Source organism: Candidatus Nitrososphaera evergladensis SR1, assembly GCF_000730285.1.
In the GTDB taxonomy this organism is placed as follows: domain Archaea; phylum Thermoproteota; class Nitrososphaeria; order Nitrososphaerales; family Nitrososphaeraceae; genus Nitrososphaera; species Nitrososphaera evergladensis.
Genome location: NZ_CP007174.1, coordinates 2,066,941 through 2,088,397, shown reverse-complemented (window position 1 = coordinate 2,088,397; position 21,457 = coordinate 2,066,941). Strand labels below are relative to the sequence as shown.

The 21,457-nt window shown below is 45.8% G+C and carries 30 protein-coding genes and 2 tRNA genes; 16 read left to right on the top strand and 16 right to left on the bottom strand.

Annotation, left to right across the window (positions count from 1 at the left end):
- Positions 1 to 1,100: 1,100 nt before the first annotated feature.
- Positions 1,101 to 3,233: an AAA family ATPase gene (locus NTE_RS11410; RefSeq protein ID WP_148701130.1), complete on the top strand. Its 2,133-nt coding sequence runs from the start codon at positions 1,101 to 1,103 to the stop codon at positions 3,231 to 3,233.
- Positions 3,234 to 3,480: 247 nt separating this feature from the next.
- Here NTE_RS11410 and NTE_RS11405 read toward each other — a convergent pair whose 3' ends face one another.
- Together NTE_RS11405 and NTE_RS11400 are read right to left on the bottom strand one after the other, a co-directional pair.
- Positions 3,481 to 4,179, bottom strand: coding sequence for a HEPN domain-containing protein (locus tag NTE_RS11405; RefSeq protein WP_158385490.1), 699 nt, complete (start codon positions 4,177 to 4,179; stop codon positions 3,481 to 3,483).
- 100 nt (positions 4,180 to 4,279) lie between these two features.
- Positions 4,280 to 4,777, bottom strand: coding sequence for an LPXTG cell wall anchor domain-containing protein (locus NTE_RS11400; protein WP_148701128.1), 498 nt, complete (start codon positions 4,775 to 4,777; stop codon positions 4,280 to 4,282).
- A 365-nt stretch (positions 4,778 to 5,142) separates the two neighbouring features.
- Between NTE_RS11400 and NTE_RS11395 the strand changes: the two genes are divergently transcribed.
- The 3 genes from NTE_RS11395 to NTE_RS11385 are packed head-to-tail and all read left to right on the top strand — an operon-like array spanning position 5,143 to position 6,499.
- Complete coding sequence (locus NTE_RS11395; protein ID WP_148701127.1) at positions 5,143 to 5,697, top strand: hypothetical protein; 555 nt, start codon at positions 5,143 to 5,145, stop codon at positions 5,695 to 5,697.
- Positions 5,698 to 5,721: 24 nt separating this feature from the next.
- On the top strand, positions 5,722 to 5,940 hold the full coding sequence (locus NTE_RS11390; protein ID WP_148701126.1) for a hypothetical protein: 219 nt from the start codon (positions 5,722 to 5,724) through the stop codon (positions 5,938 to 5,940).
- 7 nt (positions 5,941 to 5,947) lie between these two features.
- Complete coding sequence (locus NTE_RS11385) at positions 5,948 to 6,499, top strand: hypothetical protein (protein WP_148701125.1); 552 nt, start codon at positions 5,948 to 5,950, stop codon at positions 6,497 to 6,499.
- Positions 6,500 to 6,549: 50 nt separating this feature from the next.
- Here the strand turns inward: NTE_RS11385 and NTE_RS16690 are convergent, their stop codons facing one another.
- The gene (locus NTE_RS16690; protein ID WP_158385488.1) at positions 6,550 to 6,705 is read right to left on the bottom strand and encodes a hypothetical protein; all 156 of its coding nucleotides are present in this window, start codon (positions 6,703 to 6,705) and stop codon (positions 6,550 to 6,552) included.
- A 308-nt stretch (positions 6,706 to 7,013) separates the two neighbouring features.
- On the opposite strand from NTE_RS16690, the gene NTE_RS16685 reads away from it, so the two are divergent.
- Positions 7,014 to 7,334, top strand: a complete 321-nt coding sequence (locus NTE_RS16685) for a hypothetical protein (RefSeq protein WP_158385486.1) — start codon at positions 7,014 to 7,016, stop codon at positions 7,332 to 7,334.
- A gap of 12 nt (positions 7,335 to 7,346) precedes the next feature.
- Here NTE_RS16685 and NTE_RS11380 read toward each other — a convergent pair whose 3' ends face one another.
- Positions 7,347 to 8,174 carry an integrase gene (locus tag NTE_RS11380; RefSeq protein ID WP_148701124.1) on the bottom strand — a complete coding sequence of 276 codons (828 nt, stop codon included), beginning with the start codon at positions 8,172 to 8,174 and terminating at the stop codon, positions 7,347 to 7,349.
- A gap of 125 nt (positions 8,175 to 8,299) precedes the next feature.
- Positions 8,300 to 8,419, bottom strand: a tRNA-Glu gene (locus NTE_RS11375).
- 58 nt (positions 8,420 to 8,477) lie between these two features.
- Here NTE_RS11375 and NTE_RS11370 point away from each other — a divergent pair.
- From NTE_RS11370 to NTE_RS17170, 5 genes are all read left to right on the top strand, one after another.
- Positions 8,478 to 9,176: an iron-containing redox enzyme family protein gene (locus NTE_RS11370; protein WP_226986980.1), complete on the top strand. Its 699-nt coding sequence runs from the start codon at positions 8,478 to 8,480 to the stop codon at positions 9,174 to 9,176.
- Between the two features lie 59 nt (positions 9,177 to 9,235).
- A tRNA-Ile gene (locus NTE_RS11365) sits at positions 9,236 to 9,310 on the top strand.
- Between the two features lie 145 nt (positions 9,311 to 9,455).
- Entirely contained in the window at positions 9,456 to 10,325 is an 870-nt protein-coding gene (locus NTE_RS11360) for a hypothetical protein (protein ID WP_148701123.1), read from the top strand.
- Between the two features lie 30 nt (positions 10,326 to 10,355).
- Positions 10,356 to 10,802, top strand: a complete 447-nt coding sequence (locus tag NTE_RS11355; RefSeq protein WP_148701122.1) for a hypothetical protein — start codon at positions 10,356 to 10,358, stop codon at positions 10,800 to 10,802.
- 754 nt (positions 10,803 to 11,556) lie between these two features.
- On the top strand, positions 11,557 to 11,736 hold the full coding sequence (locus NTE_RS17170) for a hypothetical protein (RefSeq protein ID WP_226986979.1): 180 nt from the start codon (positions 11,557 to 11,559) through the stop codon (positions 11,734 to 11,736).
- A 218-nt stretch (positions 11,737 to 11,954) separates the two neighbouring features.
- Here NTE_RS17170 and NTE_RS16680 read toward each other — a convergent pair whose 3' ends face one another.
- From NTE_RS16680 to NTE_RS17370, 5 genes are all read right to left on the bottom strand, one after another.
- Positions 11,955 to 12,128 (bottom strand): hypothetical protein, encoded by a 174-nt coding sequence (locus tag NTE_RS16680; protein ID WP_158385484.1) that lies wholly within the window; start codon positions 12,126 to 12,128, stop codon positions 11,955 to 11,957.
- A 244-nt stretch (positions 12,129 to 12,372) separates the two neighbouring features.
- Positions 12,373 to 12,684, bottom strand: a complete 312-nt coding sequence (locus tag NTE_RS11350) for a hypothetical protein (RefSeq protein WP_148701121.1) — start codon at positions 12,682 to 12,684, stop codon at positions 12,373 to 12,375.
- A 276-nt stretch (positions 12,685 to 12,960) separates the two neighbouring features.
- A complete protein-coding gene (locus tag NTE_RS11345) occupies positions 12,961 to 14,340 on the bottom strand; it encodes an Nramp family divalent metal transporter (RefSeq protein ID WP_226986978.1) in 1,380 nt (459 codons plus the stop codon).
- 93 nt (positions 14,341 to 14,433) lie between these two features.
- Positions 14,434 to 14,676, bottom strand: coding sequence for a hypothetical protein (locus NTE_RS11340; protein WP_148701120.1), 243 nt, complete (start codon positions 14,674 to 14,676; stop codon positions 14,434 to 14,436).
- Positions 14,677 to 14,729: 53 nt separating this feature from the next.
- A complete protein-coding gene (locus NTE_RS17370) occupies positions 14,730 to 14,861 on the bottom strand; it encodes a hypothetical protein (RefSeq protein WP_264357909.1) in 132 nt (43 codons plus the stop codon).
- A 112-nt stretch (positions 14,862 to 14,973) separates the two neighbouring features.
- On the opposite strand from NTE_RS17370, the gene NTE_RS16675 reads away from it, so the two are divergent.
- On the top strand, positions 14,974 to 15,132 hold the full coding sequence (locus NTE_RS16675) for a hypothetical protein (protein WP_158385482.1): 159 nt from the start codon (positions 14,974 to 14,976) through the stop codon (positions 15,130 to 15,132).
- Positions 15,133 to 15,163: 31 nt separating this feature from the next.
- The gene (locus NTE_RS11335) at positions 15,164 to 15,574 is read left to right on the top strand and encodes a helix-turn-helix domain-containing protein (RefSeq protein ID WP_148701119.1); all 411 of its coding nucleotides are present in this window, start codon (positions 15,164 to 15,166) and stop codon (positions 15,572 to 15,574) included.
- Positions 15,575 to 15,651: 77 nt separating this feature from the next.
- On the opposite strand, the gene NTE_RS11330 is transcribed toward NTE_RS11335, so the two are convergent.
- From NTE_RS11330 to NTE_RS11315, 4 genes are all read right to left on the bottom strand, one after another.
- Positions 15,652 to 16,158, bottom strand: coding sequence for an RDD family protein (locus NTE_RS11330; protein ID WP_148701118.1), 507 nt, complete (start codon positions 16,156 to 16,158; stop codon positions 15,652 to 15,654).
- A gap of 158 nt (positions 16,159 to 16,316) precedes the next feature.
- Positions 16,317 to 16,772, bottom strand: coding sequence for a universal stress protein (locus NTE_RS11325; RefSeq protein ID WP_158385480.1), 456 nt, complete (start codon positions 16,770 to 16,772; stop codon positions 16,317 to 16,319).
- A 126-nt stretch (positions 16,773 to 16,898) separates the two neighbouring features.
- Complete coding sequence (locus NTE_RS11320) at positions 16,899 to 17,336, bottom strand: CBS domain-containing protein (protein WP_148701116.1); 438 nt, start codon at positions 17,334 to 17,336, stop codon at positions 16,899 to 16,901.
- Positions 17,337 to 17,392: 56 nt separating this feature from the next.
- The gene (locus NTE_RS11315) at positions 17,393 to 18,097 is read right to left on the bottom strand and encodes an adenylate/guanylate cyclase domain-containing protein (RefSeq protein WP_158385478.1); all 705 of its coding nucleotides are present in this window, start codon (positions 18,095 to 18,097) and stop codon (positions 17,393 to 17,395) included.
- Positions 18,098 to 18,203: 106 nt separating this feature from the next.
- On the opposite strand from NTE_RS11315, the gene NTE_RS11310 reads away from it, so the two are divergent.
- The gene (locus tag NTE_RS11310; protein ID WP_158385476.1) at positions 18,204 to 18,785 is read left to right on the top strand and encodes a hypothetical protein; all 582 of its coding nucleotides are present in this window, start codon (positions 18,204 to 18,206) and stop codon (positions 18,783 to 18,785) included.
- Between the two features lie 58 nt (positions 18,786 to 18,843).
- Here the strand turns inward: NTE_RS11310 and NTE_RS11305 are convergent, their stop codons facing one another.
- Together NTE_RS11305 and NTE_RS11300 are read right to left on the bottom strand one after the other, a co-directional pair.
- Positions 18,844 to 19,026, bottom strand: coding sequence for a hypothetical protein (locus NTE_RS11305; RefSeq protein WP_148701113.1), 183 nt, complete (start codon positions 19,024 to 19,026; stop codon positions 18,844 to 18,846).
- Between the two features lie 189 nt (positions 19,027 to 19,215).
- Positions 19,216 to 19,887 carry a DUF4443 domain-containing protein gene (locus tag NTE_RS11300; protein WP_226986977.1) on the bottom strand — a complete coding sequence of 224 codons (672 nt, stop codon included), beginning with the start codon at positions 19,885 to 19,887 and terminating at the stop codon, positions 19,216 to 19,218.
- A 91-nt stretch (positions 19,888 to 19,978) separates the two neighbouring features.
- On the opposite strand from NTE_RS11300, the gene NTE_RS11295 reads away from it, so the two are divergent.
- Genes NTE_RS11295 through NTE_RS11285 form a run of 3 tightly spaced genes read left to right on the top strand, consistent with a single transcriptional unit; the run spans position 19,979 to position 21,426 of the window.
- Positions 19,979 to 20,212: a CbtB domain-containing protein gene (locus NTE_RS11295; protein WP_148701112.1), complete on the top strand. Its 234-nt coding sequence runs from the start codon at positions 19,979 to 19,981 to the stop codon at positions 20,210 to 20,212.
- 19 nt (positions 20,213 to 20,231) lie between these two features.
- Positions 20,232 to 20,963 carry a CbtA family protein gene (locus NTE_RS11290; RefSeq protein WP_148701111.1) on the top strand — a complete coding sequence of 244 codons (732 nt, stop codon included), beginning with the start codon at positions 20,232 to 20,234 and terminating at the stop codon, positions 20,961 to 20,963.
- A 43-nt stretch (positions 20,964 to 21,006) separates the two neighbouring features.
- Positions 21,007 to 21,426 carry a type II toxin-antitoxin system RatA family toxin gene (locus NTE_RS11285; protein ID WP_148701110.1) on the top strand — a complete coding sequence of 140 codons (420 nt, stop codon included), beginning with the start codon at positions 21,007 to 21,009 and terminating at the stop codon, positions 21,424 to 21,426.
- The last annotated feature ends 31 nt before the right edge of the window (positions 21,427 to 21,457 follow it).

Sequence of the window (21,457 nt, the reverse complement as noted above, 5' to 3'; positions counted from 1 at the left end):
TACATATTTTTACACCGGTATTGACCTATTTCTAATGGATTACACCGGTGTTTTACACTATTAATAGTGTAACAATATTGTTGTCTCTTGTATCCATTGGACTACACTAATGTGCCAAGGTCAAGACCCTTTCACTTGGTGCGATAATTGACGAATGTGTTATTCAGAGGCATGTAGTATCAGAGATAACTAGTTTGGTAACACGGTAACACTTGTAACATGTCCTATAACGTCTGGTATTAGGTAAAGAATGATTACATTATGTATAGTATACAGCATTGTGGCACGTGTTACTGCCGCTACTGCTGTTACCACCATTTTTGAGCACGAATTTCTGCAGACTTTGACAAAAATCAACACGGTAACACATGATCTTTTTCACTTTTCATAGTGTAGTTAAAACTTTTGAAAAATCAAAAATGGCATTTCTAACACGTGTTACCGTCCAACGCTGAATCGGTAAGTTTATTAGTGGTACAGTATTATACTAAATTGTAGCGAAAGCTATAGATAGATTAAAAGTTTATATATCTGTTAGTGCTACTACTACTTGTAAAATGTTAGGTAATCAAATACCGATAAAATGTCCAAAGTGTTCTTGGACTTGGAATACAAGGTCATTGAGGCAAAATACTTCGTGTCCTTCTTGCTGGTCAAAAGTTAACGTGGAAAGAAATAAGATCGCAGAGTTTGCAGCTCCGCAATCAGATGTTAACCTACCAGATTCAAAGGTGGTGAACAGTGTATAGATCGAAGATCTCTTATATTAATCTTATAACGAATTATGTTCTACCACTGACATTTTCGTTGTCTGTGATCCTGAATATGGTGCTAATCTCGGTGATTGCAAAATGATGGTATCTCATTTTGACGCTGAAAGACGCATTGACCACATTGGCATTAACGGTGAAGTGATTACCATTTACAGCACAGATGGTTGTGAGACACCAATCTCTGTCGCCTATGGTACGTCATTGCAAAAGATTCACCAATTGATAGAAGAACGTTGTAACCTCTACAATATTTGGTACGCTTCAGTCGAGCATATTCGCATACTCTTCCGTACTGCAATGCTCCACGCCGTAAAGGTGAATTGAAAAATGACAACAAGAGAAGAACTTGATCAATTCCTTGCGACTATGCCAATTGAGCTAAAGTCTGCATTAGAGAATGAAGGGATATCTCGTGATAGTAGGTTCCCGATTGATTCACTCACGTTTATCGAAGCCGTCAAGTTGTTGCCAGTTGAGATAGCGGATAGATTTAAAGGCGAAATTACACGGCTAAAGAGATTCAACACGAGGTTGATTATCGCCGGCGAAAGACCTTCACACTCGACTATGGCAGAAGAATCTAATCCACATAGTGACCCTTGTGCCCAATGTGACCAGAATTTTGTGTCTATGACAATTTCTGAAGCATTACGTACAACGTCTTCCGTGAAACTATCTGTCAAAGGAGTAATCGTTAGTCAATCATTACCTTACAAGGTTATTACAAAGACAATGATAGGGTGTAACTCTTGTGACCAGTATGACGAGACAGAGCACAATCCTCCAAAATTTGAAGAATCTGGTATACCAAAAAAATGTAGAAACTGTGGACAGAAAAACCTACCCAAGTTTGACTATGCTACCGCTCTCTCTATACAACTCCAAGATCCTAATCCTACAGGAGATCTAGAACGTCTGGATATCATACTGTATGGAAAGGATACTTGTAATGTCATTGCCGGGGAGCTAGTAGAAATCAAGGGCACAAGTCACATAATGAAATTCATAACAAAGAAGCTAACTACTGTCCTACATGCAGAATCTATCAAATATCACAGAAGACAAGAGCTGAAGGTAACTGAAAAGGACGTAGAAAATATCTATAGGTTCAAGGATCTGGGCACAAAGGTCACTAGCGTCACAAAGGTCACATACATACCAACTCTTCGTGAAAGACTAGTATCAATGGTAGCTCCTAACGTAGTTGGTCACAAAGACAAGAAACTAGGAATCCTGTTATCTGCTGTCGGAGCACCAGAGAATGGAAAACGTGGTAGAATACATTCACTCTTTGTAGGAGCACCCGGTACAGCAAAGTCCATGCTAGCTAGAGAATCCATAAGACTTGTTCCTAACAGTCGGTATGTAAGCGCTCAGGGCGCAAGCGGAAAGAGTCTGACAGCGATTATTGTAATGGAGAATGAAAATGCAGTATTGAGACTTGGATCAATTCCGCTGTCAAAGAATGGCATTTGTGCAATCAACGAAATTGGAACAATGAGCTTTGAAGATCAGAAACACTTGCATGATGTCATGGAAGAAGGGGATTTCACGATTGATAAGTATGGCATTCGTCAAGAAATCGATTCCCCAACTACCATAATTGCAACGTGCAACCCAATCGGTTCAACTTGGAATAGTGATCATTCGATTGACATGAGTGAAATACCAGTCAAGAAAGAAGTATTGGATAGATTTGATCAGAAGTTTGTATTCCGTGACTTTGTGACTGAAGAATCTATGAGGGATTATGCAGATGCAAAAATGGACTATGATGAAAGACATATTGAACACAACTACAACTTCCTTAGAAAATACATAGCTCACGCCAAGACAATCTATCCAACTTTCACAACCGAAGCAAGGGAAATGCTCAAAGAATACTGGATTAGTTTGAGATCTACCGGCAGGGCGACAAACAGAAATCTTGACGCTCTTTTTAGACTCTCTTCAGCATATGCACGACTTCACTTAGAAACTGTAGTGGACAAAGAGCTTGTCATTGAATTAATGGAATATTACACTACAATGTTGGCAGAGCAAGGACAACTTGCAGAGACAGTTCGTGCAGATCCAATAGAAGTCGCATTCAAGGAGATAGTCAAAGTTGTCGAGAACGCCAAAAAACCAATTGAATTCGTAGAAGCAGCGAGAATAGCTTGCAAAAACAACGAAAGAGTTGGCAATTACCTAGGAGTCAACCTTGTAACCAGAGAGAACAAGAAATTACGAAACCTGCTTGAAATGTTCCAAGAATGCACGGATAGCAGAGTCGAGATCATACAAAAGAAACCATTAGTCCTAAAATGGAGGGTTCCGTCAATGCCAGAAACAAATGATATCTACGACCATGAACCAAAAGGCAAATCCTGTGCCTGTCCTGCACATAAAGACGAAGAAATAGTCATAGCTTCTGGCAATTCCTGCCTAAGTGTCGGATTCAAAAAAGGTGGTAACTAGAATGTCTGACCTGATAGACGACTTCCTACTTAACACCACCACACCCATTCATTTTTCTAGTGTAACTTCGAACGGCAGATCTAGTGGACACAATATTACTGTGGTTTATAGTGGAACTTCCAGTGTAACCTCTAGTGTAACTTCGCTTGAAGATTGGTTCGAAAGAGTAGTGCATACGCTGTTAGCTAACTAGTGAGCTCACTCTATCGTGAAGTGAGCAACGTCCTTTTTCTTTTGTTCTTGAATTCTATCTCTGTCTGTTATAATACGGTGGTAATTGCTCGTTTGCAACATTAATCAAATCAGGCGTTCGGTTAATGTAGTCTCTTACCATGATAAGGAGCAATTTGTAACAGTCTTTGTTCTTTTCTTGGTTTAGTTTATCTAGATTCAAGTATCCGTGTTCTGAAAGCGGGTATCTTGCTCTATTCTCCATATCTTCAAAGCAGCTGGACAATGCCCAATTTAACGCCAAGATTGCATTAGCAGGATGTCTTAGTTTAGGGTGTGCCATGAATTGATTGTATTTCGAATAGTAGTAATCGACCATATTGCAATATTGTTCAATTTTGTAATTCTGCTTTGTTTTCTTATGACCTTCAGCAAAAGCAAAAGCAACGTTAGCCTGTTTTTCGTTCCACTTCCCGGATTGTTGTTTCTTCCACTTGTCAGCTTCAAGTAGCTCCATTACTACCGTATAGGCAGAATACTTGTTATTGTGCCCGAAAGATTTCTTCAATTCTTTTTCAATTTTCTCTTGAGGACATTTTTTGAGGTTAACGGAAAAGTGCGCAATAATAGATTTGCTTGCCTTTTCAAAGGCTTGTTCTAAGTAGAAAATGCATTGTGGATAGAATCCCTTCTCCCATAATAGCTTTGCAGCATTATAATCAGAAAGTGCAGTTTTGAAAAGTGCTTTCGTAAGAGTTAGATCACTATTTTGCAATGATATTACCTAAGATTAGAACGATATTATTTTAGGTATTTGTCTCTGTTTCAGACTACTCCTTAAGTTGTATTACCTCCATTATCTGATATGGTAAAAGTCAGGCAAACACTTTCTTCTTTCCACCAGATATTAGCAACAGACCTCCTAACAGAGCTCCACCTGCCAAGACTAATGGAATTGAATTATTCTGTGAAGTTTGAGTAGGAATAGCTGAAGGTACAGCTGCTCCACCAATCGATTCGAGCTGCCCGAATATTGGTACCGTCTCTCCACCTTGATTTGTGATATTTTCCAGAGGCACTTCTGTATTTGGCAGAATGCCCTGCACGGTAGGATAACCTATAGTCAAAGTATTTTCCGCCTTTGTGCCAGTTGAACCTACGGCCGTGACGTGGTAATTGCCTTCAGCTTCCGCCGGGAAATGTTGCTGCAGGACATGTATCGGATTGTAACCTACATAGGTGTCGATCGAATACATATCATTAGAGTTGTTCACGTTGGTAAAGACGATGGTAACTAATTCGCCGGGTGTGAATCCGTACATGTTAATGTCAAAGTCAAATCCTGACCCTGAAAAACTGATACTTGCTGTCATTCCAGTATTTATACTATTTGCAAGTATTTAAATTTAGCCTAAAATGTTTAAACATTTCCTATAATTCTTAAATATAACCGTTTGGTTATTTAGTATAGATGACATACAATCCCACTAACATACGAAAAACGCAATTAATCCGGCAAACCCATTATGTGAGTATAAATAAAGAATTATTGAAAGAGCTAGGTTTTGACGGATCTCGTCAAATTACCTTTAGACAGAAAAGGTTTGGAGGTTCAATTGTGTTTACTCCTGTAATTTCGAGTTAGGTTTAGTATAGTAATAGGGGTATTTCTTGCCCTTTTTTCATTAAAATCAGCAGTACTTTAAATACATGTTTAAACATATTATATTGAATATTCATGACTAGTCTTACAAATTTAGGTTCTAATGACGTTGTTCAGTTGGCGTTAGGAGCTGTGGGCGGCTTTGCAGTAAATCAGATTGCAAACTCGCAACCAGTCCTTAATTCTCCTATCATTCCATTAACAGGAATGGTATCACTGACAAAAGCAGATGCACTGACCGGTGGGCTTGGACTCGCCGCAGCCGGCACCGGCTACGTACTCAAGCAAAAGACATTTGTCAATCTTGGAGCTGGAGCTGTTGTTGGCACGGTCATAAGCAAAATGGCCAGTGCAGCGGGCTTCAATCTCCAGAATCACGTTACCAGTGCAGTTTCACAAGCGAGAGCAATATGGGATAGGACTTTTACACCCTCGCAAGCGTACGCTTCAGCTCCCCAAGGTAATCTAAGGAAAATGACACCCCGAGATATCAGAGCACAGAACGATGGCCGGGCCAATAGTTTTCTCTATTCATTTACCCCTACAAGTAACGGCGGCTCATACCGGGCAAACGAGTTATCTAGATCAGTAAATAGTAAGATTTCCTATGCAGATTTCTCCTATACTTAGGTTGTACTAATTTGGTGAATCAAAATGCCAGACAAAAGTGTAAGAGCTGTTAACAGGCTGGTTCCAAGATTATCTAGGGGAGCGAAAGCAGAAGTATGCAAGATTGCAATGAATATTCTTGATGACGTGGATAGAGGCATTATCCGCTCCACCAATCTTGGAGACTACAACTCTATCCGAAATCTTAGCAATGAGGCAATTTTCATTAAAGCACTGACGGCGGATTGCAACCGTTTCAGGTGATAAAAACATGTCAACAAATAAGTCCATAAATCAATCCATACACGCTGTTCAAACCGACAACTTTGGCAGAAAGTATCAATTCGTTCAAAATGACATTAGCAACTTGGCATTAGAGGGCAGAGAAGAAAGAGTTGTAATAGATCAAAAAGAAAGCGGAGAGCTTTACTTATTCGAACTCCATGGGAATTATCGATATCTTGGTCTGAACGTAGAGATCTGGGGTACTAGTGGAGCTGGTGTCAGTATCCAACAAGGGCATGAAACGTTTGTCGATTTGATAACCAAGAATTGGGGCGTAGGTGCGGGCGAAGTGGCACCGGTGGCAGGAATCTCCCCTGACCCGGCGGGAAAAAGCAACCCCAGACACCCATACATTTTACGCTATAAGAGTACGGAAGAAGCTGATATTACTGGCCAAGAAGGGCAGAAATACTCGTTAGCATTCACTCCAATTCCTTATACTCCCTATGCTTCCAGAATACGTGTTACTCTGGTAAACAGGGGATCAGAAGTAGGTATCATTGAAGATTTTGCCATTACCAGAAAGGTTTGGTTGTAGACTTGGTAAGATCACAAGGCCGCAGTATTTTTTTGTGCTGTCGGTGGTGCCTAAAACTTATCTGTTTGAATGATCTCCTCCAATCTTTCAGTCAGCTCTAAAAGAGCCTCTAATGTAATCTCCATGTCCTTTATCTTAGATACATTGACTCCAAGAACCTGTAGACGTTGGTAAAGAGCTGTACGCCTTGGGTCTTCTTCTGACATAGAATTGATTTATTGTGATAATATAAAAAATTTGCAATTTATTAACGGATCTAATAGTGGAAGCAAGACAGCTTTTAACCAAAGTAGTTCTCCATAGTGTTAGAAGTGATCACACCATTACCCTTGCAGGCTTCGCAACTCGTAGTAGTTGTACCGATCACCACATATCCCCGGCCATTGCATGTTTTGCATTTTTCTTTTTCCATAGGGCGGCTAGAAAAATGGGAGAGTTATTTGAAAGCTGCCCATGCCAAAAGATAGTTCGAAAACTTTAGTAGGTAAATACCGGAACAAGATTCTGTCTGCCTATGGTAACTAAAATACAGATTGTTGTCTTTCTTTTGCTTTGGTTATCATGGCATTTGGTCACCGAATATGTTCTCGGGTGGATATTTGATCCCATTAAGGAAGGCTTGGCACGGATTTTCAACAGTACCTACGATACCACGGTTGCACAATGTATGAGAATGACAGACAATCAAGACAAGTGTTTGCAGGCTGCAAATAACACAAAATTCCTAGTTGATTGGGTAGTCAGTCCGGCATTTAGTTTGATCTTGACAGTTATTACGTTCTTTGGCGCAGTTGATCGATTCCTGAGAACAGGCGAATATGCCGTAGAGCTTTGATATCCGCCGTAGTCATGCTGGCAGTGTAATTTCACCCTTCAATTTTTCAAGTACATTCCTTATTCTTACCATGTCTTTTTCAAAGTCTGGCCTGAAATAATGCCTCGCAAATACAGTCTTTGGTATCCTCCCTTGAAGTAGGTCGATTAACTCTGATTCAATGCCATTCATACGAAGATAGGTGGAGAAAATCTTGCGGCAATACTTCATATTGGTAGCCATTCCTCGTTCTTCCAGCGCCATTCGAATGGCCATATAGCTGTGATTGCCCGCTGTCTTCGCTAATTGTAGTATGTCTTCGCTTACTATACTCACGTATGCTTTCTTGGTTCGTCTGATAAAGAGATTGGGATATCGATAGTGCTCTAGAATCATTGAATCTTTTTTCAGGTAATTTTCAGGAGTAGTCTTGATCAAGCGTATGCTATCTATGACCTCTTGTGCTCTTAGGCCAGTTAAAGTGGCATAGATCAGGATATCTGCATACGACTTGGGTGATTTGGCACAAGCTTCTTTCAGCCATTCTATCATGGCACTGTAATTATGCTCATTGTCGATTATGTTATGGAACAGTTCAAGGCTGTCCTGTTGAGACCATTTCAATTGGTAGCCTTCTCTGATTTCCTTCCAATGATTGTAACACCCAAGATACTTTGAGAGAGAAGACATTGCCTTCATAACGTGTCGTTGCTTCCCTTGTGATAGCTGAAGAAGCTCTTCCATTCCTTCTCCCCACAGAATGCGATAGTGTTGGCGGGCATAGCGCAAGGTGTCGTTGGCTACCTTTGGATTTTGTATGTTGTTTAGGTATTGACGGAAGCCATTCCAGTCGGGTTGCACAGTCCGGTCAAGCGTTGTGACTTTCGAGCTTAATGTCTGTGGTAAGAACGACCTTACTGCTAATGGTAAGGGCTGAAGGTGGTGGTCAGGGTTACTATCGGACTTGGTATAACATGAGAGAGTAGTGCTCCGGCCGGGATTTGAACCCGGGATCTGCGACTCGAAAGGCCACAATGCTTGACCGGACTGTGCAGCCCCTTGCCGGAGGATGGTTGCCGGCAGGATAGCCACTACACCACCGGAGCACTTGAGCACAATCGATGGGAGATTCACATAAAATCCTTGCTGTCATAAGGTTTTTCTATGGCTTTTGAAGTGAGATACAATATGGAAAACTACGACCTTGTAGAGAGGATCGACTCGGAAATAGAAAACCGCAGCCTTTTGAAGCACCCGTTCTACCAGATGTGGTCGGAAGGCAGGCTGACAGTCGACCACCTGCAGGGCTATTCCAAGGAATACTTTCAGCTTGTAAAGGCAGTCCCGGCGTTCGTGCAAAACATTGCCTCAGCTGCCAACAATACCGACCCCTCAAAAGTTCCAGGCATTAAAGAGAACCTGAAGGAAGAGTCAGAGCACATCGAGCCCTGGGCAAGGTTTGCCGGTGCGATGGGCGTTTCGCAGTCAGAGCTTGCCAGCTATGCAGGTGCAGCAAAGACAAACGACGCGGTGGCAAAGATGATGTCGCTCACTTTGCTGTCGTTTGAGGAAGCAGTCGCTGCAATGTATGCGTTTGAAGCAGAGCTCCCAAAGATAAGCAGGAGCAAGATAGACGGCCTGGCAAAATTCTATGGCATGACCGGCAACAAGGATGCTCTCAACTATTTTGAGATACATGAAGACGCCGACGTGAGGCACGCACAGGTATGGCGCGACATCCTGCAGGCAGTGCCGGCTGAAAAACGCGAAAAGGCGTTTGCGGCCGCTGTCGAGTCGCTCAAGGCGCAGAACCTGCTCTTGGATTCTGTACAGGAAAAATATGTCGGCAGCATGTATTGCTGACGCTCCAAACCTTTATACATACTCGTCCGATTTTTGATTCTGCACGTACGCACGTACGCGGGCCCATAGCTCAGCCTGGTTAGAGCGACCGGCTCATAACCGGTCGGCCAAGGGTTCGAATCCCTTTGGGCCCACTTACATTTCGGGATATAGATAAGACTCCCAAGATTTGTGATTTTACGTTGATTGACGAATTATGGAAATTGCTGCAAGGATGAACAGATTCTTTATGAGTGAAACTATCCTTCTTAGTTCCATCGTCTGGATGAGGTAGAGAGGTTGACAAAAGTAATCGAGGCCAAAGTCTACAAGCCAATCACAGGGCCCTTTCTAGAGGATGAAATCCGGCTGATGTCCAGACACAGGGCGGAGCAAATTCGCTGGTATGGCGCCCAAAAGGTAATCAGCGAGGAAATGATTTCTGATCTGCAAGTCGACTCGGAGCAGGAGCTTAAAAACCAGATATTGTCCCTGTGCCAGCATTATGATTCGTATCCTGTCCTAATAGAGCTAGACAACACCACTCTCAATAGGACATTCATAGTTGATCACATGACTGGCATTAGCGATAAAAAAGCTATATTTGAAAATGTATACTACGCTTACACAGAAAAAGCGAAGATAATACAAGCGTCAATGGATGAGAAAATGGAACGACACCGCCAGCAGCTGCAGGCGACCTTGCAACAACACGGCTATTCGATGTATTTATTCATAGATGCTATCACAGGAGGAAAAGCCATCCCTATCAATGAATATCTCACAGATGAAGAAATTGAAGAGAATCTGAAGGAACAGCATCCTCGGGAAAGAGCCATCCTGCTTGACATAGTGAAAAAATTCAGAGGATGGGCTCCGCGTATGTACGCTGAAATTGCATCAGAATTTGAAATTCCAGTAGAATCATTTAGAACCGATGATGGGCTTAATCCAATCTATTATTCTCCATACGTGATTGCTTCAAAAGCGGAAGAGCGCGATAGTCAGCCACTCGACATCAATTCGGTCAAGTACTGGTTTTTGGAAGAAAGAGGGAGAATAATTGGTAGAGTAGACGCAAAGGCAAGAGTAGATTTTCAAAGCTGGTTTACAAGTTTTCATCTTAAAATGGCATCAAATGATACTAGGTACATTAGTAATGCTCAGTGAATTATCCTATTTGCTGAGGACCAGATTAGCATGGACATGAACAAGAAGGTCTTGATATCAATCCCAATAATCGGTGTAGCGATCTTTGTGATCGTTGTTGTTGGAGCCTTGAACAACTGGTGGCGTCTAACCGACGTTCCCGTAGGCTTTCGGCCCAACAACAAAGAACTTGTGAAAGAAAAACTGGGTAATTTGCCAGAGGTGAAAGCGTTTCATAACAGGTACGCAGAGCCAAATGTAACCGTTTTAGGTCGTCAGGTGATCTACGAGAAGACAGAAGCACAGATTACAGGCGTGCAATACAATGGCACCCAGCGAATGGAGCCTCAGGTCACACTCTTAATCGACATCGATTATGATGCCAATGTTGAAAGAATGGCGTTTACCTGCATCAATGATCATGGTGGAGGAATACAGCTCACAAAGGATAAGAACAGCATTCTGGAATACCTAGAGAAAGAAAGCTGCTTTTCTTGAAGAATCTGATAGATAGTTTTTTCTTGGTCTGGTAAATAATCTTCTACCGGATGAAGTACTTTCACCGTCCATGGTCAGCTTGGTAACAAAAGCTGTAAGGGCCCATGCTTCGAAAATCCATATTATTTCTGTGGCGATATTTGTCTCCTCCTAGTAAAATTACTAGGAAATGGATCCGGCACCTAGAACCACCTTGGCACCAAGGATATGCATGACTAGTCTGACATTGTGTCTCTGTTGTGCAGATGCATGTGTCTTTGTAGTCAGTGTGCTAGCTTGGTTCCATACCAATATCCATTCGAATCTCTTTGGATCTCTCTTTTCTTGGGCTCAACACCGCAATTTTACGAAGTCTAAATGGGTGTCACTGGCCAACTTTGAAATAGCCATCACAAAAATACAAAACATTCCGAATAAGGGCAATTCAGATGTTTAAAGTCAGAATATGAAGAAAAACATCCGCGCTCGATAATGGCACAGCACGAGCGCGGGATGTAATGAACAGACACTTCGGTCGTGGCTTATTACTCGGGTGATCAGGGAAGCAGATTTTGTCCATTCCTCGGGGATTTTCACCCCATTATCAGACGACCTTGCTTAGCCTGACCCCGTTGTTACCGATACTAGAAGCTTCGTACTATATCAGAGAATAGAACATCTTTAGCGAATTAAATGAGTATTTAGGTCATTAAATTGCTACTACAAGAAGTGCAAAGTTATGAATCATGTAGCGCCAAATTGCGGCGATTCAAGAATGTCCACCTGTGAAAAATGCACGTGCAAGACTGCTACGAGCTTGATTGAATACGAGGAAGGCGGAAAGAGGGCGTTCCAGTACAACGGCAAGCTGTTTTGCCAAGAATGCTATCTCGAAATACTTCGAATCAATGAATCAAGGCCAGCAGAGATGTTGCTGCTACAAGCGTCCAGCTAAAGAATCAAGGGTTTGACGGATGTCATCGCTTAATTCTATCCCATGAGCGGAAAAACCTCCAAGAACTAGCATACGTCTAGGCAGAGACGATATCTTCTTTTTGAGAGGTGTCAGATTCTTTAACAATACACAAGATAAAACCCAAGTAGACATTGCCAAGCTAACTGTGATATGGAGTAGCACTGCACTAGCACTTTTGACGCGTACAAGAACCAAATCTATGGTTCGTTTGCGTGTCTATAGATTCCTTGTTCTTTAAGGATGGCAATAACAACCGGGATTTCTATGTCAAGTTGCATCGCAATAAACTCTTCAGGAATTCCAGAAACATACAGATTTTTCACTACCTCTTTCTTTTCTGAAGGGGCGCGCTTTAGGTCTGTAGCAGCCATTCCCTGCTATCAATATGTCATTACGCACTATTAAGCACGATTCCTGTCTCGCTTTTGTCAAATTGTGGAATCGGCCTCATCATAAAGCTGCCGCTTCTCAAAGCGACTGTACTATTAACTACAAACCTAATTCAACGACTCTCAAACGAAACAGGCATATTCATTCTGTTTGGAAAACAGAAAAAGAAGAGAAGGAACGATAACTGTGTGTTGAAGTTATCGTTCCTGCAGTACAGTTGAATTTTTAATAGGGTGTTTCAGAGGGGCTTGATGGCTTGTAGTCGTCGCACTTGTAGAACTCGCCTTTGTAGAAGTAGTAGTAGGACCCGTCGTGGAAGGTTTCACACTTGTATTCGTTGCCAGAGTCATCCTTGTAGGATTTGCTCTCCTTATCCCAATTGTGCTGCGGCCAGTGTTTGTCGTTCCATTTGGGTTTCCCGTCTTCTCCGCCATTCTGCGCAAAGGCAGCAATAGGCAGGGCATACGACGCGAGTGCGACACCGACTATCAACAGGGATAGCAGTGCTGTCTTGTTACTTGTTAGGCTTGACATCATTATCATAATGACTGGAAGTGCTATCTTTAAAGTCTTGAGCAAAAATAATAGATAATGTGATTATTTTGAAATTACAACGTATGATCGTTGTATTATTTGATAATTAAATATGACAATAGCACAGATTTTTGTCTATAATAAATGTTTCGATAATCTGTTCAACTACTTTGTTTAGTTACTGGCAGGCCTTTTAGACAAAAGTGCTTCAATATAGCGCTCTATGGGAAAAAGTAAATGAAATACGCAAGTTCGTTTTCTTGCTTTTCTACAATATTATTATCTTCCCCATGCCGCAAGCATGATGCAGACAGAGGCGGCCATTATGGCAAACGTGAGCCACCCAAGGACATTGGAGACTCGCCTGTTTACCCTGCTTCCAAGTATCTTTTTGTCATTGGCAATCCTGAGCAGGACAAACAGGATGGGAACAGAAACAACGGCGTTTATCACTGCAGAATATACCAGCGCCTGAATTGGATCGATGTTTAGAAAATTAAGCGACAGCCCGACGATCACGGATGCGGCAATTACGAGGTAAAATGATCTGGCCTGGCCAAACTTTTTGCTCAGCCCCTGCTTCCATCCAAAAACGTCGGCCAGCGCATACCCGCTTGCCCCCGCCAGGACAGGCACCGACAAGAGCCCTGTCCCGATGACTCCCAGGGCAAATATGCTCTTTGAAATGGTGCCGGCGTGCGGAAACGAGTTTACAAGCGGCTCCAGCGCTTTTGCAGCCTGCTCTACGGTAGTGATGTCTGTCACTCCGTTGGCGTGCAGGCTGCCTGCCGTGGTGACGATGATGGACCACATTATAAGCTGCGAAAAGCCCATGCCAACCATCACATCGGCCTTCATCAGCCTGACTTCTTTTTTGGATACCCTTGGTTTTTCCGGGCTGTCTATCTCTTTTTTCTTTCCCTTGTCGACATCCTCTTCTGCTTCTTCTGAAGTCTGCCAGAAGAACAGGTACGGAGATATCGTCGTGCCGAAAATTGCCACAAACAGCATCGCAAACTCGGCGCTGAATTCCACGTGCGGCACCACGCTTGCAACTAGGATCTCATCCCACTTGCCGCCCACAATTGCCGCCGTAATGACGTACGCAAACAAAAACAGCGTCAGATACTTTAGCACTCTGACGTACCTCCTGTACGGGACTGCTATCAATGCCGCAGTCATCAGGGCGGCAAAGGCGACGCTTGCCGCAATGAACGGGACCTGGGGAAATATCAGGCGCGTAGACGCCGCCATGGCCGAGATGTCGGCGCCAATGTTGATGGTGTTTGCCGCAAGAAGCAGGACCGAAATTGGCAGGACTATTTTGCGGGAGTACTTGCTGGCCATGACTGCTGCAAGGCCGTTTCCCGTGACGAGGCCTATTCTGGCGCACATCTCTTGGATTGCAGACATTAGCGGATACTGGAACAGTGCCATCCAGAGAAGCCCTGCGCCAAACTTGGCACCTGCCTGTGAATAGGTCGCTATCCCCGACGGGTCGTCATCGGAAGCCCCCGTTATCACGCCCGGCCCGATTATCTTGGCAAAAGATGATTGCATCTTTTTTGTTTTATGTGGTCGTCGGTTTGCATCTTGCGGCGACGACGAATCGTTGGGCCTTGGGACCGCGTCCTTTTTGTCAGCAGCAGAATCAACCAAATGGCTACGTCAGTTAATTCCCGTCCATGATTCAAATTAGTTATGAAATTAATTTGCATAATGCTATAAAATATTGCAAAAATGCATATTTCTCTACAGCACGCCAGCCGAGTTTTTTGTTGTCGTCGTCGTACCTGGGACCGACCTGAATCCTGGGCATTGGCAAATGGAGCCGTCGCTTGGCGACTGGTAGCTGCACCCTTTGTGGACGCTGGATGCATCCTTGCTTCCAAGGCCCCTGACATCGTCGCTGAAATGCATGGAAAAAGGGTGGCCGCAGTACTGGCACGGTTCTTCTGCTTCTCTTTCTCCTTCTATTCCCGGGCTACTCGACACTTTTGCTTCTGCAATATTGCCACTTGCAGCAACATAACTTTTCTGGAGAAAATCTAGCCTTGAGTGCGCCTTGATTTTTTCCAGTCGTCAAAAACCCATTTCGTAACCACCGCAAGGCCAACCAGCGGGAATGCGGCAATGAACGCGTACTGGAATATTACTACAAACGGAGAGGCTTCAAACATGTCTCTTTATGGCCTGCGATTCTGCAATCCGCAATAAAGATGTTGCAGGAAGCTTATTCTTTAAGGCATATATTGGCTTGCTACCTGCCATGACTTTGAGCAAGAGATCTAGATGAGCGACAAGCAGGCATTTGCGCTTTCGGCCGACGAGTGGCAGGTGGTACTTGACGCGCTGAGCAACACCATTTTCAACGAAGAGCTCACCGAGGACGCCCGCAAAAAAGCCAAGGATCTGTTTGTCAAGCTGCAGAAGGAACTGCCAAGAAAGTAATAAGTACCTCTGCATTTTGACATATATTCCGTTGGACAGCTCCAATCTTGAAAAGGTTGTTTTGGACCTGCAAAAGAGGGTGGCAAGCCTTGAGCAGGCAGTGTACGGCAGCAGCGGAGGAAGCAGCAACAACGGCGGTGCAAAGGCAGCCATGCGCGGCCTAGAGCAGCGTATCGTGGAAAAAGTTGATGACATTGGCACGCAAGACCTTATCCTTGTCGCGCTGCTGCAAAATCCAAAGCAGAGCAAGGCCCGGATTCGCCAGGTACTCAACGATTGGGGCAAGGCTTATGGCAGCTGGTTTGAAGGGGGCAACTTTTCCGGCAGGCTGGTCAAGGCCGGCCTAGTGAAAAAGGACGGTTCAAGCGACGACGGCGAGGAACTGTTTTCCCTGACGAAAAAGGGCGAGATGGAAGCAGGCAACCTCGTTTCAAAACTTTAGCAGCAGTAAACCTGCGCATACTGCTGCACAAGGCCTTGAAGTATGAAGTAGAATAAACTTTCTACTGCTACTACTGGTCAGTCTTTTCTGTAGCTTGTACTCGGCTGAGTACTTGCGGCTGTTTCCTTGATTACAATCGTGTCGCTTGCCCTGTTGAACAGGCGCTGCCTCTTGTCGTTTGTGAATATCCAGCCAAGGACTACGTCTATGGGAAGAAGGAACGCCTTGCCAAAGCTCTGTATTGCGGCGCTCCTAGTGTCCACCGGCCTGCCCGCAAGGTCGACGGTCCTTATCTTTAGCACCATCTTGCCCAACGACTGGCCCTTGGTGGATTCAAAGAACGTCCAGTACGCAAAGAATACGACGCTTGTGATAACGTATCTTACCGGGCCGTCTCCCCAGAACCTATCTGCGCGGCTAAAATCGTCAAACCAGAATGGAAATGCCGCCGCCGCAAATATCGCGTACAGCGCCACCTGCACCATGACAAAGTCTATCAACCACGCGAAAAAGCGGTCACTCCACCTTGCAAGGACCAGCTCTGGCTGGGAGCCGCTTGATGGTGCCGGAGTCTCTGAGCTCATTGTTGTATAGTGTATTCGTGGATCACACTTATAACATCTATGAGATGCTTGTGCTCCTGCAACTTGGCCGAGCAGACCGGTACAAAGGAGAGTCACCAGAGTCGCTTGTGAAAAAGTGCAAAAACAGGGTTTAGGTGCAAAGGTTGCACACGTCAGGATTAGCGTATTATCATAACAGGGCAGTGTGCCGTGTCCAGCACCTTTCTTGCCACGCTACCAAGCGACGCAATAATGTTGCTTTTCAGTTGCCTGCTTCCCATCACTATAAGGTCCGATTCCGTGCTGCGTGCGATGCTGACTATCTCGTCGGCAGGAGACCCAACTCCTAGGATAAAGTCGACGCCTATGCCTTCTGCTTTTATCTTTGCCATCTTTTCTTTGAGCATCTGCTCTGCGCCAGACTTTAGGATTTCGACAAGCTCTGTTTTGGCTCCTTCAAGCGACGTCCTGTCGCTTATGTAACTGAGAGTTGCGCTCGGTGGCACGAACCTGCTGTCAACAATGTGTGCAATAATGATATCTGCCTTGAGCGCCCTGGCAAACTCTGTCGCTTTTTCAAGTGCCCTGTCAGACATCTCTGTCCCGTCGTGGGGCACCAGAATCCTTGAAACCACGAGATGACAATTCACTCTGCGATATTTACGTGACATGGCCATGATGCTGCAAAAACTGCATGTCCAGCTTTTGCCGCCTCAAGGTCGATGCGCATACAATGATGATAATGATGATAAAATTTTTTGCTACAGTTCAGCCGCCGCATTTAAAGAGCGGTATCTGCTCTGGTCGTCAGCCAGTATCTTGGCCAGCCTTTTTGCAATGTCCGTGGCAGAAAGCATGCCTGCAAGCGATCCGTCGTCTTCGAGCACCGGCAGCCTCTTTATCCTGTTCTTGGTCATCAGGCCGGCCGCGGTGTCGACAGAGTCATAAGCCTTGACGGTTACAAGAGGCGACGACATGATGTCCTCCGCCCTTGCCTGATTCGGCTTGACGTTTTTTGCCACGACTTTTTTGAGCAGGTCCCGCTCGGTGATTATGCCCGCCGGCCTGCCGTCCCTGAGAACAATTACCGCGCCTGTCTTGCCCTTGACCATCGCAGAGGCGATATCCAGCGCGGAAGTGCCGGCTCCAAGATCGATGGCGACGACGCCCTTTGACATTATCTCGCTTACTGCGCTCATATGTATGACGGTCGTTACTACTTGCACGGCATTCCTAATAACATAGAGGTGTGAAGCTAGAAACGGGAAGAACGGTAAAGCCTGTATCGCCCGCCCGTCTTTTCGTCGGTGTACGACCAGTCCGGATCGTGGATTTCCTGAATGTCTTTTCCTCCTGCCTTGCCGAGGTTGTCACGCGCCCTCATGCCCATTATTATGCTTCCTGACGGGGCAAACGCAAGCATCTTTGCAGCCATGCTGATGTTTGAGCCAATGATGTCAATGTGCGAGTTTTCAAGGCTTTTTCCGTACAGCACCACCAGAACCTCGCCATAGTCCATCGACACCTTTATCCCAAGCTCTGGGAGGCCGTGCGACTTTAGGGCGGGATTGATGCCTCCGCCGATGGCCTCAAGCATCGTCCACCCGCATTCAAGCGCGTTCTTGCACGCGCGTTCTACATCGTGCTCTGCCGGAAAAAGCGCAATGACTGCGTCGCCCACGTACTTTAGCACGTATCCGCCATAGTTTGACACGAGGAGGCTCATCTCCTGCGAGAACAGCTGGAGTATGAGCGCAAGCTGCGTTGAAGGCACGCTCTGCGTCAGTTTAGTCGAGCCGTCAATGTCTACGTAAAGCACAACCACGCTTGTCTTCTGGTTTGCGTGCCGGCGCAAATAGCGCTTGCACAGAGCCGTCGACAGGTCTATCTGGACGCCCTTTTCTATGGTGCGCTCTGCCCTTGCCTGTATCTGCTTGAGGTCGATGGTGGGTGAGAGCAAGGCGCCTGATCCTACGTTCCCTTTCGCGGGTAAAAAGATTTGCCCAAACCGAAAATGTATTCCTTTTACATAAAACATATCTAAAGGTGAACTAGCGCGTGTCCTCATGGCAACAACGACAACTGCCAAACAGGCGGCAATACTTGGCCTGAGCGCAATTCTCGTGACAGGGGTGGCATTTTCAGCCCTTCTGTACGGCAACGTTGCGCAGGCCCAGAGCGACAACATGAACATGTCTGACCGCATCACGGCGGCAATGAAGGACAACAAGCGGATGGTTGCAACCGGCGTGCTTTCAACCATGCAGACCGGGGCAGACGGCGCGCACTGGCTTGTCTACGGGCCGTGGAGGATGATGGTAGTCGCTCAGCCAAACGGCGAAGAAGGCCAAAACCCCAACGTCACGTTCAACGCGTCGGTGAGGATGGTAATGACTGACGGCAATGCGATGCACAGGCACACGATAAGCGATTTTAAGATGAGCAAATGGTCCTCAGACGATTCCTCGATCACCATTGACGGCACAGCCATGATAACCACCAGAGACGGGCCGGCGCAGGTGCCAGTCACCGTCAAGATCCTGCAAAAGCAAGTTATCGTGATAACACTTGACACAAGCGTGCTAAACCACTTTGGCGAGACTCCTCTCTATGGTCTGGTCAGTATGGTGCGGATGCTGGGACAATAAAAAATAAAAGAAATATGTGTATGTGTACCGATGCTGACCGGCTGACTGATTTCCTCTTTTACTTTTCTTCTTTTTTCTTGTCTTCCCGCGCCTTTTCGTAGCCTTTTTGCGCTGCTTCTTTGGCGCCGTCGTACGCTTTTGTACTTACTTCTGCGCCTTTTTCGATTCCTTTCTTGCCAAGCTCGGCGCCCTTTTCAACGCCCTGCTCTGCAACGTTCTTTAGCTTTTTGAGTAACCCCATATGCCCGCCGTTTTGCGAACATTCTACTATATTAAACTGACCGAAGTTAGTTCTAGGACATCCGGTAAGTGAGTCATAAATTGCTACTTAGTTTATCTGGCTGACCGGATGTGAAAAAGCGTGTGTATGTGACACGATTTTGGTGAGAAGAAAACATGCATACAAGGACGGCATGAGGGCCAAAGTCAGCTAGCTGGCGTGCTTTTCATGTGCCATTATGGTGGTAAGGGCCGCGCTTTTTGCGGCAAGCTCGGCCGCCTTCATGCCCCTTTCCGCACTGCCGATTATCACCACGTCTCCTTCCTGTGGCTTTAGCATCTCGGCAAGCTCCTTTTTGAGCGCCTGCTCTTTTTTCAGCGGATCCTGCCTGCCGTCGTCTGGCATGGCAAACCTGCCGTCATGGTACAGAAGGGTGGTCGCGCCAGTGGCGCCCATCTTTATTGCGGCATCACGCTGCTCGATCCCCGACCTGACTGCAAAGCCAAACTCGCGCAGCAGAACTGCATAATTGTATTTGGCAAGCGCAACCTGCGACCTTGGAAGGTCCATTTCCGCCGGGATTGCCGATGCAAGACCTTCAAAGATGTCCTTGCCTTTTGCAGTCATTTTTGTGCCGCCGTTTGATGTCTCTATCAGGCCGTTCATCTTCATGTGCTTGACAAGCGTCTTTACCGCGCCTCCGCCAAGGGCAAGCTCTTTGGAAAGTGCGTTCCTGCTCACGTGGCCGCGCCTGCTCATCAGCTGCAGCGCAACAAAGACGTGCACCTCGCCAAAGGACAAGAGCCTGCTTGGGGCATACCTGCTTGCCACCTTTTCAAGCGCCCTTACAAAAGTGTGCACTATCTTTGGTTGCCTGAACAAGTATTTACGTGCCGCGCAAGAGTTGGATAAACCATCCAGTTGGACAAACTATCTCATTCTTTATATAACACCAGATTGCAAGCGAAATAGAATGTCATTTACTAACCAGATCGCACGAGCAACAGAAGGAGTTCCCAAGATCGCCGTTGGCATTCTGCTTGGCATCCTCGTATTCGGCATCTTTGTAGTGGGCTTTGACCAAGGCCAGCTGTTTGCGCTGGCGCAGGGCAATCCGGCCGACCCGGCAAACCCTGCGTACGAAAACTTGTTGATGCACGAATTCACGCATGACATGAGGCACGCCGCAGGATTCGCATGTCACTAAGTAAGGTCTGAAACACTAGATGAAGACCCTCACTTTTATTGCCATTTCTCTTTTGTCTGGAATTATTGCTGGAACCATTTTAGCACTTGTTAACCAAAGTGTCGTCCTGCCTTTTATCGAAAGGGCAATAGCCATTGAAAACCAGAATGCCGTGGCGCAGGGCGAGATGATCGATCCAACTGCCATGGACGCGTACAGGCTGTGGCAGAAGGAAGGAAGCGTAGCCGCCGGCGCCCTCCTTGGGCTTTCGTACGGCGCCCTCCTGGGCGTGGTTTTTGCCTACGCAAGAAAGAGCCTGCCCGGTAAAAACAACATTGCAAAGGCCGTCCTGCTTGCAGGGATAATGTGGATAGTGATATACCTTGCAGTCGCAGTAAAATATCCTGCAAACCCGCCTGCAGTGGGCAACCCTGACACCATCTACCTGCGCATGACCCTCTACGTTGCCATGCTGGCGATTTCCGGCGCCGCAGCAATCGGCTCTGCGTTCCTTTACAAAAAGATGGGGCCGCAAAAAAGCGCAAGAAAGGCAGTCGTCCCTGCCGTGTATGTTGCAGTAGTGATTGCGGCGGTTTTTGCGCTACCGGCAAACCCCGATCCTGTTACTGCACCCATGGACCTTGTCAACGGCTTTAGGATCGCAAGCGCCTCCACGATGGCGATGTTCTGGCTGGTCCTTGGGGCGGTCCTTGGCGTGCTGTGGGACAAGACTAAACCGCACGAGACTGCCACGGTAAAGAACGCGCCATAAGCAAAAATATACCCCGGCAACCTGATACCAATTAGCAAAACATATGCCCACAATCAACGTCAGCCGTGAAATTGGAGCGCCGCTTGACAGGGTATGGAGCATCATCTCTGACGTCGACAACGAGGCGCAGTACTGGCACGGCACCAAGTCGGTCCGCAACATCAGCAAAAACGACAACGTCATCCAGCGCGAAGTGGTGATCGCATTCAAGGACGCCAAGACAATGCAGACAGTCACCCTGAACCCCATGACTTCAATCGATACAAGGATAACGGAAGGGCCGATAACCGGAAGCAGGATCGTGACTTTGAATTCTGTGGGAGGAGGCGACAAGACAAAAGTCGATGTGACGTGGGACTTCAAGCTCGCAGGTCTGCTGTCCGTGTTTGGCGGCATGGTGAAAAAGCACATTGCCGAAGGAACAGAGCAAGCACTAGAGAGAATAGCAAAGGCAGCCGAATAAATAACGTCTCTCTTTTTACAACAACTGCGTA

What these genes read in the sequence shown, in the direction of transcription:
- NTE_RS11410 (WP_148701130.1), top strand. Translation starts at nt 1,101, where the DNA reads ATGACAACAAGAGAAGAACTTGATCAATTCCTTGCGACTATGCCAATT.
- NTE_RS11400 (WP_148701128.1), bottom strand. Translation starts at nt 4,777, where the DNA reads ATGACAGCAAGTATCAGTTTTTCAGGGTCAGGATTTGACTTTGACATT.
- NTE_RS11395 (WP_148701127.1), top strand. Translation starts at nt 5,143, where the DNA reads ATGACTAGTCTTACAAATTTAGGTTCTAATGACGTTGTTCAGTTGGCG.
- NTE_RS11390 (WP_148701126.1), top strand. Translation starts at nt 5,722, where the DNA reads ATGCCAGACAAAAGTGTAAGAGCTGTTAACAGGCTGGTTCCAAGATTA.
- NTE_RS11385 (WP_148701125.1), top strand. Translation starts at nt 5,948, where the DNA reads ATGTCAACAAATAAGTCCATAAATCAATCCATACACGCTGTTCAAACC.
- NTE_RS16690 (WP_158385488.1), bottom strand. Translation starts at nt 6,705, where the DNA reads ATGTCAGAAGAAGACCCAAGGCGTACAGCTCTTTACCAACGTCTACAG.
- NTE_RS16685 (WP_158385486.1), top strand. Translation starts at nt 7,014, where the DNA reads ATGGTAACTAAAATACAGATTGTTGTCTTTCTTTTGCTTTGGTTATCA.
- NTE_RS11370 (WP_226986980.1), top strand. Translation starts at nt 8,478, where the DNA reads ATGGCTTTTGAAGTGAGATACAATATGGAAAACTACGACCTTGTAGAG.
- NTE_RS11355 (WP_148701122.1), top strand. Translation starts at nt 10,356, where the DNA reads ATGGACATGAACAAGAAGGTCTTGATATCAATCCCAATAATCGGTGTA.
- NTE_RS17170 (WP_226986979.1), top strand. Translation starts at nt 11,557, where the DNA reads ATGTCCACCTGTGAAAAATGCACGTGCAAGACTGCTACGAGCTTGATT.
- NTE_RS16680 (WP_158385484.1), bottom strand. Translation starts at nt 12,128, where the DNA reads ATGGCTGCTACAGACCTAAAGCGCGCCCCTTCAGAAAAGAAAGAGGTA.
- NTE_RS11350 (WP_148701121.1), bottom strand. Translation starts at nt 12,684, where the DNA reads ATGATGTCAAGCCTAACAAGTAACAAGACAGCACTGCTATCCCTGTTG.
- NTE_RS17370 (WP_264357909.1), bottom strand. Translation starts at nt 14,861, where the DNA reads ATGTTTGAAGCCTCTCCGTTTGTAGTAATATTCCAGTACGCGTTCATT.
- NTE_RS16675 (WP_158385482.1), top strand. Translation starts at nt 14,974, where the DNA reads ATGAGCGACAAGCAGGCATTTGCGCTTTCGGCCGACGAGTGGCAGGTG.
- NTE_RS11330 (WP_148701118.1), bottom strand. Translation starts at nt 16,158, where the DNA reads ATGAGCTCAGAGACTCCGGCACCATCAAGCGGCTCCCAGCCAGAGCTG.
- NTE_RS11320 (WP_148701116.1), bottom strand. Translation starts at nt 17,336, where the DNA reads ATGAGCGCAGTAAGCGAGATAATGTCAAAGGGCGTCGTCGCCATCGAT.
- NTE_RS11310 (WP_158385476.1), top strand. Translation starts at nt 18,204, where the DNA reads ATGGCAACAACGACAACTGCCAAACAGGCGGCAATACTTGGCCTGAGC.
- NTE_RS11305 (WP_148701113.1), bottom strand. Translation starts at nt 19,026, where the DNA reads ATGGGGTTACTCAAAAAGCTAAAGAACGTTGCAGAGCAGGGCGTTGAA.
- NTE_RS11295 (WP_148701112.1), top strand. Translation starts at nt 19,979, where the DNA reads ATGTCATTTACTAACCAGATCGCACGAGCAACAGAAGGAGTTCCCAAG.
- NTE_RS11290 (WP_148701111.1), top strand. Translation starts at nt 20,232, where the DNA reads ATGAAGACCCTCACTTTTATTGCCATTTCTCTTTTGTCTGGAATTATT.
- NTE_RS11285 (WP_148701110.1), top strand. Translation starts at nt 21,007, where the DNA reads ATGCCCACAATCAACGTCAGCCGTGAAATTGGAGCGCCGCTTGACAGG.